We start from the raw sequence: 11,926 nt of genomic DNA on the forward strand, positions 1-11,926 counted from the left end.
CCCGCCATAGTTCCCGGCACTGATTGGCCAGATGGGTCATGGCATAAGCCACCGCCTGAAAGATCTTGCCTTCCATCAGCAGCGAAAAAGCTGCAAAATCAATGGTATTGCTGGAAAAAAAGGCTGCGGAAAACAGTTTTGACACCGCCAAGTATCCACCTGTGGAAACCACTGCCCCCGCAACACTGCCGATGGCCAGGCGGCGGTGATGCTTCCAGAGCAAAACCACCGGGAAAATCCAGAACAGTACCGTATAGGCACGGGTCACAGTGGTCAGGGCACAAGCAAGGAACAGCACCACAACCCAGCCCCAGTGAAATTTACGATGCAAAGCTGCGCAGGCCCCTACAATAGCCAAAATCAGGAAAAACTGCAGCGGCTCTGCCGCGCCGGTAAAAACCTGCTGCAGCGGAAACCACGCGCAGACCACCATTCCCGCAAAAAGAAGCTGTTTTTTCCAGGACAGGCCGGTTCCCATGGCAAACAGCACCCATCCTGCCACCGCAAAGAAGATGTTACACCAGAACATGGTGTTGACACCGGCCCCCACAAAGGCACCCGGTATTGCGTACAGCAAAATCAGCACCGGCCCCCAGGCACCGAAATGCCCGGCCTGGGCCCGGCCCTCATTGTAACCGAATACGCCCTGTGGCTGACCGTTCTGCAGCACCCCCACCAGCTGGCGGTTATAAATCACTTCATCGTTATTGCCGCTGGCAGGCAGCCACAGATGCCAGAGATCTTTATTGTGATAAATCACAACATAGGCAAGGCCCAGAAACGCCACCGCTCCTGCAATGCAAAGCAGCCACCGGACCCATGGTTTCCGGCCTCCTTTTTGAATTGCGGTCATCAGGTTCATTCCCCTTATTCTCCTTCCGGGCATTCATAGACAACGATTTCCTCTGACACCACCAGTTCCTGCCAGTCATCCTCGATCAGGCGCTGTTCCGCCTTACCCCCGCGCTTGACCATTGCATAGCGGGAATGGATAGGATTGTCTTCGTTGGCGATATAACTGCTGTAATCAAACTGTATACCCATACCTGCGGGCACCGCATACAAGTATCCGTGGAAAGCATCACTGGGCCAGGCATAGGCCACGGTGTAATCCCAGGGATCTTCGCTGTGGCAGGCATCCATCTCCTGCTGTAAAGCTGTATGGATGGTCTGGATCTGCTGATCCATAGCAGCATCGTAGGTGGGCAATGTTTCCCGCCACAAAGCAGCCGGCAGACAAACCTGCACCGCCAAAGCAGGCACACAAATCAAAAATGCTGCCCAGTATTCACAAACCAGTGCCCCCAGCAGCAGAATCATCAGCATGGTATAATGACGCACCATGGGGTCAATGGCATACAGGGCCAGCATGGCCAGCTGACTGCATACCACGCACAGCAGCGCGCAAACGCGCAGGCGAATCTGCCGGTGATGCCGCATATCATCCGCCAAGCTGCACACCGTTGCCACCACCAACAACATAAGCAACAGGAACGCGACGCCCTGCCGGGTGGGGTGACCAGAAAAAGTAGGCAGGAGATGGTCGTTCCAGAGTGTGCTCAGTTCCTCTGACACCACATTCCACTCATACCGGATTGCTGAAAACAACCGGCCCTTCGCCAGCAGATGAAAGACCGTAAGATCCACATCGCCGCCGGAAAAATATGGAGCGTTGCACAGTTTGGTAATTACGCAGTAGGCTCCCAGGGAAAGAGGGGCCATCATCAGCGCTGCCACGGCATGCCGGCGATGGGTTTTCCACAACAGCCCGATGGGGAACAACCATAACAGCATGGTGTACGCCCGCACAACAGTAAGCAACCCACAGGCAGCTGCCAGCACCAGATACCAGCCCAACCGGAACTGGCGCAGCAACGCAGCCGAAGCCCCCAGCACACAAAAGATCAGGAAATACTGGAGCGATTCCGCCGTACCTGCCAGAATCTGCTGCATGGGCATCAGAGCGCAGAGCAGCGCCAAACCAAAGACCAGCTGCTTTTTCCAGGACAGCCGTGCCCCCCGGGCAAAAATCACCCATCCTGCTATGGCAAAAAGGACGTTGCACCAGAACATGGTATTAACGCCTACTCCCACCAGCAGCCCGGGAATTCCGTACAGAAGCGGGAGAACCGGTCCCCAGGCACCAAAATGCCCCAGCGCCGCACGGCTTTCGTTATAACCGAAAACGCCCCGTGGCTGGCCGCCGGTAAGCACCCCCACCACCTGGCGATTGTAGATTACTTCGTCATTGTTGGCACTTTTAGGCAACCACAGGTGCCAAAGGTCACAGTCATGATACAGCCAGACGTAGGCCACCAGCAAAAACAGGGCTGCCCCCGCCGCGCAAAGTGCCACAGCCAACCAACTGCACCGCTTTAAGCTTTGTGGACAGCGCACCATTTTCATTCAGTTTTCACTCCCCCTGGCGTTCATAGACGACCAGATCGTTTGTGGAAATCACTTCCTGCCAACCATCCGCCAGCAGCCGAGCTTCGGCCGCCGTACCGTGGTTGACCATTGCATACCGGGAATAAATGGTTTTGGACGAATCTGCCAGATAGGTATTCCAGTCAAATTCAATTCCCATACCCGCGGGCACCGCGTACAGGTAACCATGGAAAACATCGTCATCATAGGCGTAGGCCAGTGTGTTGTCCCACGGATCGTCGCTGTTCCGCGCCTCTACCCGTTCGGTCAGAGCCGCTTCCACAGCGGTGATCTGATCCGCCATCTCCGGGAAAGAGGTGGAAAGGCTGCTGCGCTGGGCATTCATGGGCAGCAGCAGAATTGCCAGCACCGGCACATAAACCAGCGCCGGCCGGGCGTCTTCAATCACCAGCGCGGCCAGCAGCAGCATGCAGGGCAGCATGAGGTGGCGCGCCATAACATTGTAAAGCACCACCAGCACCACGGCAATTGCTACCGAACAGATCAGCGCACCGATCTTGAAGCGCACCGGGCGCTTGCCACGCCAGTCATATACCAGGCAGGCCACAGTTACCAGAAGAATAGCCAGAAAGACCAGGCATCCGGCGCCTGTCTGGGTCGTGTTCCCGCGCAGGGTAGGAAGAACCTCTGCCCAGATGGTGCGCAGCTGGATGGAAATATGTTCCATCTGGTAGGCCACAGCCCCGGCGGCATCCCCCTGCTTCAACATCTCCAGTGCTGTAAAATCCAGACCACTGCCGCTGAAGTAGGGTGCTGTAAGCATCGTCATATTGAACAGTGCCACCACAAAGCTGACTGCGGCTGTCACGCCGCAGACCACCCGGCGGCGCACGCCGTCATTCCACAGTGCCACCAGCGGGAAAAGCCAGAACAACAGCGCATACGGACGGGAAATGGTAAGGAACCCGCAGGCAAAGGCCGCCAGCACAAACCACCCGTGTGAATACCGGCGGCTCAAAGCGGCCGAAGCGCCCACCGTGATCAAAACCAAAGCGTTGTGCAGTGATTCCGAAGAACCGCAGAAAATCAGGGTCAGGGGAATCCACAGGCAGACCAGGGTCGCCGCGCAGACCAGCTGCTGCCATACATTGAGCCGGGCTGCCCGTGCAAAAATCGCCAGACCCAGAATTCCGAACAAAATATTGCACCAGAACACCGTGTTGATGCTGCTGCCGAACAAAAAGCCCGGCAGCGCATAGGCCCAGATCAGGATGGGGCCCCAGCCGCCGTAACGGCCAATGGCCGCATGGGTTTCGTCATAGCCAAAATACCCCTGGGGACCGCCGTGTGTAATTACACTGACGATCTGGCGGTTGTAAATGACTTCATCATTGTCCATATTGGGAGCAAGCCAGACATCCCACAGCGGTGTGCGGTAGGCCAGCGAATAAAAGACAAACAGAAACACGATTGCCCCCAAAACGCAGAGAAGTGCGTTGGGGGTTGTACGCATCAATTTTTTTACTTTTTCCACAGGTTTTCTCCCCACTTATGTGTTTTTACGGGGCCAGTTTTGCCATAAAGACAATGTCCCGGTATTTTCCGTCCAGCAGCACCATATCCCGGAAGGTCCCTTCCAGCACAAAACCGGCTTTCTCATAGCTGCGGCGTGCAGGTTCGTTTTCCGCCAGAAGGCGCAAACTGATGCGGTGCAGCCCCAGTATCTGATAGCCAAAGTCCGTGAACAGCCGGGCGGTTTCGGTACCGAATCCCTTGCCGCGGGCGTCCGCTTCCCCGATAAAGATGCCGTATTCCGCACTGTGGTTGTTGTGGTCCACATCCCGGAAATAGACAGACCCCACAGGGCGGCCGGTGGCCTTTTCCTCAATGATGTACTGCACCACCTTCCCGCTGGCCACCTTGGTGGCCAGCCAGTTGCGGTGCATTTCTACCGTGAATTTCTCGCGGAAAATAAAATTCTGCATGATGGCAGGGGTATTGCGCCAGGCCACGATGTGATCGGTATCCGCATCGGTGATGGGGCGCAGCACCACCCGTCCCCCTTCAATGCGCGGAAGTTGCTGCATCATATCCTCAGATCCTCTCTTACGAACGTTCATATACGGTGCAGTAGGTTCCCTGATACAGAAGGGCCCATCCTTCCGCCAGCAGGCGCTGCTCCACCGCACTGCCGGCACCGGTCATCATATACCGGGCATGGATCGTATGCCCGGTATCCAGCAGGTAAGTTGCCTCATCAAACTGCAGTCCCATGCCATCGGGCGCCGCATACAGCATACCCACATGAGCGTTATCCCCAAAGGAATAGGCAATGGTATGATCCCAGGGGTCCGTACTGTCCACCGCCTGCTGGCTTTGGATCAGCGCGGTCTGCAGGGCCTCCACTTCGACGGCAATATCCTCCCGGTAGGAAGGCATGCCAAAGCCGCCGTTGGCCGTCAGGGCAATGATCCCCACTGCCGAAAGTGCCGCTATGGCCGCAGCCGTTCCCGCGGCGGGGCGCGGACTTTCCATCACCAGGGAAGCCAGCAGAAGTACATCCAGCACAAGGGTATGGCGGGAGGCTTCCGCCGTGCGGTACATAAGCATCAGTGCCGCAAAGATCACCACTGCCACTGCAACCGCACAGCCCTTCCAGAAAAAGACGCGCTTATGCCGGGCATCCCGGATCAGGCAGCCCAGCGTAACAGCCAGCAACAGCAAAAACACCAGGTAGTATCCACCGCCCTGCCCCGAAACAGCCCCGGCAATCTCCTGCCAGACCTGCCCCAAAGCACCGGACAGTTTGTAAAACACATATTTTGCCGCCGACAAAACCTGCAGATGTGCCAGCAGCCGCAGCGGTTCAGTATCCACATTGGTAAAGAAGTACGGGGCATAGAACCGGGACATCAGTACCAGCGTACCGACGGTTGAAACCGCAGCCCCCACCAGGCATGCCGCCAACGAACGGCGGCGCGGCCAGGCCAACGCCAACGGATACAGCCACAGCACCGCATTATAAGGGCGTACCAGGGTAGCTGCCGCACACAGGATGCACAGCGCCGCCCAGGCCGGGCGGCGACCACTTTTGCGTACCAGAAACGCCATACCGGTGACTGCAAGCACCACAGCATAGTGAAACGGCTCCTGCATGGCGGAAAAGATATACCGCAGCGGAGCGTTCAAGCAGGCCAGCACCACGGCAAAGAGCACCTGCCGTGGCACACTAAGGCGGACTGCCCGGGCAAATACCAGCCAGCCCGCCACCACAAAGAACAAGCTGCACCAAATGAACGCATTTTCACCGCGCAGAAAGAAGCCCGGCAGTGCGTAGATCCAGAAAAGCGCCGGGCCCCAGGCCGCAAAAGTGCCGATCTCTGCATGGGATTCATTGAATCCGAAATAACCCTGGGGCGCCCCATACTGCACCACGGCAGAAAGCTGCTTGCTGTAGACCACTTCATCGCTCCAGGAACTGGCCGGCAGATAGATATCGGTAACCGGTACCTTGTACACGATCCACTCATACAGCAGCAGAAAGGCCAGCGCCGCTGCACCGCAGCCCAGCGTCCCCAGCCAGAAGGACTTACTGTGCGTAGAACGCCAGAACATGTTCAATAACCTTGTTGCGGTCTTCTTCGGTCAGACCGTAGTACAGGGGCAGACGCACCAGGCGCTCACTCTCCCTGGTGGTGTAGAGGTCTTCCCCGTCGAAACGGCCGAATTTGAGGCCGGCCGGTGCCGAGTGCAGCGGAATGTAGTGGAACACCGCCAGAATCCCGTTCTGCTTCAGGTAATCAATCAGGGCCGTCCGTTCCGCCAGGTCCTTGCACTTGATGTAGAACATGTGGGCATTGTGTTCACAGCCTTCAGGCAGGGTCTGCAATTCCACCTTACCCGCCTGCGCCAGCGGAGCAAATGCCTGCCGGTAGGCATTCCAGGTAGCCATGCGGTTCTCATTGATCTCATCCGCATGGAGCAGCTGGGCCCACAGGTACGCAGCATTCAGTTCGCTGGGCAGATAGCTGTCGCCAAAGTCCACCCAGGTATACTTGTCCACCTGACCGCGGAAGAACTTGGCCCGGTTGGTACCTTTTTCCCGCAGGATCTCGGCTCGCTCGTTGTAGGCAGGGTTATTGATGACCAGAGCCCCGCCCTCGCCCATGGAGTAGTTCTTGGTTTCATGGAAGGAGTAGCAGCCGAAATCGCCAATGGTGCCCAGCGCCTTGCCCTTATAGGTGCTCATAACGCCCTGAGCCGCATCCTCCACCACCATCAGGTTGTGGCGGTGGGCAATCTCCATGATGGTATCCATCTCGCAGGCAACACCGGCATAGTGCATCACCATAATGACCTTGGTCTTGTCGGTAATGGCTGCTTCGATCTTGGTTTCGTCAATGTTCATGGTATCGGGACGAACATCCACAAACACCAGTTTCGCCCCCGCCAGCACACACGCCGTAGCCGTACTGGAGAAAGTGTAGCTGGGCAGGATCACTTCATCCCCCGGCTGCAGATCACACAGCAGCATGGCCATATCCAGGGCGGTGGTGCCGCTGGTGGTCAGCAGCACTTTCTGGGCTTGGAAGCGCTCTTCCAACCAGGCGTTGCACTTTTTTGTGAAGGCGCCGTCGCCGCAGATTTTATGGGAATCAATGGCTTGTTTGACGTATTCAATCTCATCCCCTACGCAAGGGGGCACATTGAAAGGAATCATAGATAAAAGCCTTCTTTCTTGGGCCGATTTTGAAAAATACAATAATTATTTGTAGTATAGCATATTCGGGGCGGTTCTACAACCTCCGTGAAACACAAAATGCGGGGCGGCAACTGGTTGCCGCTCCGCTTGGGTTCAGCTATGGGAGGTATTGGTTTCATCCGGCTCATCGAAGTTCAGGCGTTCTTCCTCCACCACCAGAGGCCGGTTCATAATGCGGGTGTTCATGGCCATGATGTATTCGCCCAGGAACCCCATAAACGCCAGCTGTACACCGCCCATAAAGAAAATGGCGATCATGGTGGGGGCATATCCGGCGCGGAAACTGTTCCAGGCTACCAGCTTTGCCACCAGATAGAACAGCCCGATCAGGAAGCTGAGGAATGCAATACCAAAGCCGAAAAATTCCGCAATGCGCATGCCCACTTTGGTATAGCTGGTAAAGCTGAGCATGGCTGCATCAAACAGGCTGTACCAGTTGTTATGGGTCTTGCCGGCGCGGCGGCGGGGCTGATCGTACTCGATCTCCTTACGTTCGGGCCCCAGTTCCGCCACGATACCGCGGATAAAGGGGGTGGGGTCATGCAGATCGCGCAGGGTCTGGATAAAGCTCTTGTCATACAGGCCAAAACCGGTAAACTGCTCGATCATTTCCACATTGCTCATCTTGCGGATGGTCTTGTAATAGCACCCCCGCAGGAAATAAACCAGCGGATTTTCCTCGCTTTTGGTTTTGCGGCCAATCACGATTTTATATCCCTTTTCCCATTCAGCCACAAACTTGGGGATCATCTCCACCGGGTCCTGGAAGTCGGCACAGATGGTGATGGTGCAGTCTCCGCTGGTATGGATCATCCCATAATACGGACTGTTGAACTGGCCGAAGTTCTTTGTGTTGAAGATGGCCCGCACGTGCTTATCCTCGGCACAAATCTGCCGTATGATGGAACGGGTACGATCCTTGGACTTATTGTCGATAAAGAGGATCTCGTAGTCATACTGCGGCAGACTTTTGCAGATTTCATCCCGCACCGCCTCATAAATGGGACGGGCGTTTTCCTCCTCGTTGTAGGTAGGGATCATTACCGAAATGACATTTTTGGCTTCACTCATGGTTGTTCTTTCCTAATCCATTCAATGGTTTTGCGGATTCCGTCGGCAAACGCCGTCCGCGGTTCAAAGCCGGTGTCCTGCCGCAGCGCGGAAAGATTCGCCTGCAGATGCATGACCTGGCGCGGGCCATAGGGGATCTGCCCCAGGCCCAACGGCAATGCGGGGTCAATAGCATCCCGCAGCTGTTCCATATACCGGCGCAGCGGCAATGCCTGGCCGCTTCCCAGCGGGTAAACTGCCCCGCTGCACCCATGCACAGCCATCCGCCAGAATGCCTCGGCTGCATCGTCCGCGTAAAGGTAATCCCACTGCTGGATGCCTTCGGTCAATGCCGGGCACCCACCGGCCAACAGGGTGCGGATGGCCGAGGAGATCATGGTACTGGGACCATCATAGGGACCATATACCGAGAGCACCCGCGGCCAGACATGATCCAGACCCAGGCGCTCACATTCCAGGCGGCTCATCTGCCCGGCACACAGCTTGGCCATACCGTAACCGTTTTCCGGTCGGGTCGGGGTGTCGGGCCGCAAAAGGCCTTCCACCCGGCCATATTCGGCCTGACTGCCCGCTCCCACAAAAACACAGCATCCCATCTGCGCTGCGGCGCGTACCGCCGCCACTGTACAGGCAATGTTGGCGATCTGGGCGGGCATATCATTGCGGCCGGCCCCGATGGTGTGGGCCCATGCCAGATGAAAAAACGCATCCACCGGTTCAGCCAGCTGTTCCGGCAGTGTCGCGTAGTCGGCCGCATCACAAAAAATGACGTGCAGGTGTTCATCCTTGGGCAGTGTATCCGCCCGCTTGCTGCCGGGATGGGTAACCGCGTACACCGTGCACCCCTCCGCCAGCAGCCTGCGGCACAGTGCATGGCCGATGGTTCCGGTAGGACCGGTCACCACCGCAGTGCAAATCTTGCGTTGTACCATTGTTTATTCCTCCGGCACCAGCGGGATGAACATCTGGCGTTCCAGTTCCTCCCGCGGCAAAAACGGTGCCAGGTCTTCCAGCGGCGGACTTACCAGGGTACCGTCGGGCAGGCGTTTGGTGGAACTTTTGGGTTCCCACACCTGCCGGGTATCGGTGAAAATCTCACAAAAAACAGGTCCTTCAACTGCCAGCGCCGCATCCACTGCCGTTTTCATCCCGGCGTTGGAGTGCGCACAGAAATACGGATAGCCGAATGCCGCCGCCAGTTTGGCGTAGTCCGGGAAGGAGAGGTCCCCGCTCTCGGGGCCGATGCCCACCTTGCCATGATCCCGGAACAGGTTGTTCTGGGTCAGGCGAATGGAGTGATACCCCTGATTGTTGATCAGGAAAATCTTGACGGGCAGCCGGTTGGTCAGGATGGTCTGCAGTTCCTGCAGGTTCATCATGATGCTGCCGTCCCCTTCCAGGCAGATGGTGGTCCGGCGCCCGCCGCCCAGGCAGGTGCCGATGGCTGCCGGCAGGCCATAGCCCATACTGGCCACCGCACTGTTGTTGGCCATTCGGCTTCCCTTTTGAATCACATAAGCCTGGTTTCCCACCACACAGCAGGCACCATTGGATACAGCGGTAAGGCTGTTTTCCGGCAGGCAGCTGCTGAGATAGCGGATAAAGGCATATACATTGGCCGTTTCGCCGTTTTCCTCCCACTGGCGCGGCAGTACGGTGGGGTACTCCCGCTTCCACCGCTGGCAGGTCTGCCGCCAGTCCTCCGCCGGGCTGACCGGGGCGGCGGCCGCTGCATCCAGTTTGGTCAGGAAGTCTTTGGCATCCGCCCAGACGGGCATCTCCACATGAAGGGTAGGCTTTTTCATTTCGGCAGGATCAATGTCCACCATAATGACTTCGGCTGCACGGGCCCAGGTTTTCCAGTTATAGCCCACCTGCCGGATGGAAATGCGTGTTCCCACGGCCAGGATCAGGTCGGCGTTCTGAATGGCCCAGTTCCCGGGGCGGTCCCCCATATTGCCGGCACGTCCGCAGTAAAGAGGGTGTTCATCCTCGATAAGATCCACCGCGTTCCAGTAGGTCACCACCGGAATCTGCAGTTTTTCCAATACCGAACGGAAAGCCTCATACCCGCCGGACAAGCGGATACCATACCCGGCGTGGAACACCGGCCGCTTGGCTTTCCGAATCTTGTCCAGCACGGTTTGAATGACATCCTCGCCTACCGGCGGCGGCAATCGGGCGTCATCTTCGCTAGGGTCATATCCCCCCAGCGTGTCGGTCTCGATGTAACCGCCCTGGAAATTCACCGGAATGTCCAGCCAGACGGGACCGGGACGGCCGGTGGTAGCCAGATGCCAGGCCCGTTCCAAATGGTAGCGGATAGTGGCGGGGTCCTCGATCATGACGGCGTATTTTGTCATGGGAGCAACCGACTTCACAATGTCGTATTCCTGATCCCCCACCGCGCGCAAGGGCAAACCGTCGGTATACTGCATGGCATAACGGGCGGTGGTATCATAGCGCACCTGCCCCGAGATCACAAACATGGGGATGGAATCCAACCAGCCCCCCAGTACACCGGTCAGGGCATTGGTTCCGCCGGGCCCGGTGGTGACGCAGACCGCCGCAATGTGGTTGTCCAGCCGGGCATAAGCCTCGGCTGCCATGGCGCATGCCTGTTCGTGGTGGTTGTAGGTCACATGGAGTGCCGGATGATGGCCCAGTGCATCGTTGAGATGCATGGCACCCCCGCCCACCACCGAAAACACATCGGTGACGCCGTGGGCGGCCAGGAAATCCGCCACATAGTCCGCCAATCGTTGCTTCACTGCTTTTGCCCTCTCTCAGCGGCCCACGGCCTCACGGATGACCTGGGCCATATAGTCGATCATAGCGTCGCTCATACCGGGGTACACCCCCACCCAGAAAGTATTTCGCATGACAAATTCGGTAACATCCAGCGAACCAGCCACCCGGTACGCATCAGTGCCGCGGATCTGGTCAAAGCAGGGGTGCTTGATCAGATTGCCGCTGAACAGCAGCCGGGTCTGGACGTTATGTTCTTCAATATAGCGGGTAACGGCGTTGCGGTCGATACCGCTTTCCGGCCGCACCGAAATCAGGAAGCCGAACCAGGACGGGCGGCTGTTGGGCGCCGGTTCCGGCAAAATCAGCACATCGGCAGCCGGCTCCAGCGCAGCGCGCAGCCGATCCCAGTTGTGGCGGCGGCGCTCGATGAAGGAGGGGAACTTTTTCAGCTGTTCGCAGCCGATGGCCGCCTGCATATCGGTCACTTTCAGGTTATAGCCAAAGTGGCTGTATACGTATTTGTGGTCATATCCTTTGGGCAGTTCGCCGAACTGGCCGTCAAACCGGTGGCCGCAGAAGTTATCCCGACCCGAGGGGCAGACACAGTCCCGGCCCCAATCCCGGAAAGAGAGCAGGATGCGGTGAAGCTGCGGATTATCGGTATAAACACAGCCGCCTTCGCCCATCGTCATGTGGTGCGGCGGGTAGAAGCTGGACGTACCGATATCACCCCAGGTGCCGGTGAATTTGGTGACGCCGTCGATGGTATATTGGGTCCCCAGCGCGTCGCAGTTGTCCTCCACCAGCCAGAGATTATGGCGGTCACAGAAAGCACGCACCGCGGCCAGGTCAAAGGGATTGCCCAGCGTGTGGGCGATCATGACGGCCTTGGTTTTGGGGGAAAGCGCTGCTTCCAGTTTGGTCACATCAATGTTGTACTGGGGTACCGTCACG

At 57.5% G+C, this 11,926-nt stretch carries 10 protein-coding genes; all 10 read right to left on the minus strand.

Annotated features, from left to right (window positions below; all coding sequences use genetic code 11):
- Positions 1-862, minus strand: an 862-nt coding sequence (locus H6B10_RS08180) for a hypothetical protein (RefSeq protein WP_204651144.1), incomplete at its 3' end; no start/stop codon positions are given.
- Between the two features lie 5 nt (positions 863-867).
- A complete protein-coding gene (locus tag H6B10_RS08185) occupies positions 868-2,361 on the minus strand; it encodes a hypothetical protein (protein ID WP_204651145.1) in 1,494 nt (497 codons plus the stop codon).
- 52 nt (positions 2,362-2,413) lie between these two features.
- Positions 2,414-3,922 carry a hypothetical protein gene (locus H6B10_RS08190; RefSeq protein ID WP_204651146.1) on the minus strand — a complete coding sequence of 503 codons (1,509 nt, stop codon included), beginning with the start codon at positions 3,920-3,922 and terminating at the stop codon, positions 2,414-2,416.
- A 25-nt stretch (positions 3,923-3,947) separates the two neighbouring features.
- On the minus strand, positions 3,948-4,478 hold the full coding sequence (locus H6B10_RS08195) for a GNAT family N-acetyltransferase (RefSeq protein WP_204651147.1): 531 nt from the start codon (positions 4,476-4,478) through the stop codon (positions 3,948-3,950).
- Between the two features lie 16 nt (positions 4,479-4,494).
- Complete coding sequence (locus H6B10_RS08200; RefSeq protein ID WP_204651148.1) at positions 4,495-6,003, minus strand: hypothetical protein; 1,509 nt, start codon at positions 6,001-6,003, stop codon at positions 4,495-4,497.
- Positions 5,978-7,108 carry a dTDP-4-amino-4,6-dideoxygalactose transaminase gene (gene rffA, locus H6B10_RS08205; protein WP_204651149.1) on the minus strand — a complete coding sequence of 377 codons (1,131 nt, stop codon included), beginning with the start codon at positions 7,106-7,108 and terminating at the stop codon, positions 5,978-5,980. Before rffA ends, H6B10_RS08200 begins: the two co-directional genes overlap by 26 nt.
- 135 nt (positions 7,109-7,243) lie before the next feature.
- Positions 7,244-8,221 (minus strand): glycosyltransferase family 2 protein, encoded by a 978-nt coding sequence (locus tag H6B10_RS08210; protein ID WP_204651150.1) that lies wholly within the window; start codon positions 8,219-8,221, stop codon positions 7,244-7,246.
- Positions 8,218-9,153 carry an NAD-dependent epimerase/dehydratase family protein gene (locus H6B10_RS08215; protein WP_204651151.1) on the minus strand — a complete coding sequence of 312 codons (936 nt, stop codon included), beginning with the start codon at positions 9,151-9,153 and terminating at the stop codon, positions 8,218-8,220. The genes H6B10_RS08210 and H6B10_RS08215 overlap by 4 nt, the downstream gene beginning before the upstream one ends.
- Before the next feature lie 3 nt (positions 9,154-9,156).
- Positions 9,157-10,992, minus strand: a complete 1,836-nt coding sequence (locus H6B10_RS08220; RefSeq protein ID WP_204651152.1) for a thiamine pyrophosphate-binding protein — start codon at positions 10,990-10,992, stop codon at positions 9,157-9,159.
- A gap of 15 nt (positions 10,993-11,007) precedes the next feature.
- Positions 11,008-11,926: lipopolysaccharide biosynthesis protein RfbH (rfbH, locus tag H6B10_RS08225; protein ID WP_204651153.1), on the minus strand; the 919-nt coding region annotated here is incomplete at its 5' end.

Origin of the sequence: Gemmiger formicilis (genome assembly GCF_016901605.1) — a bacterium.
Lineage (GTDB): Bacteria > Bacillota > Clostridia > Oscillospirales > Ruminococcaceae > Gemmiger > Gemmiger formicilis_B.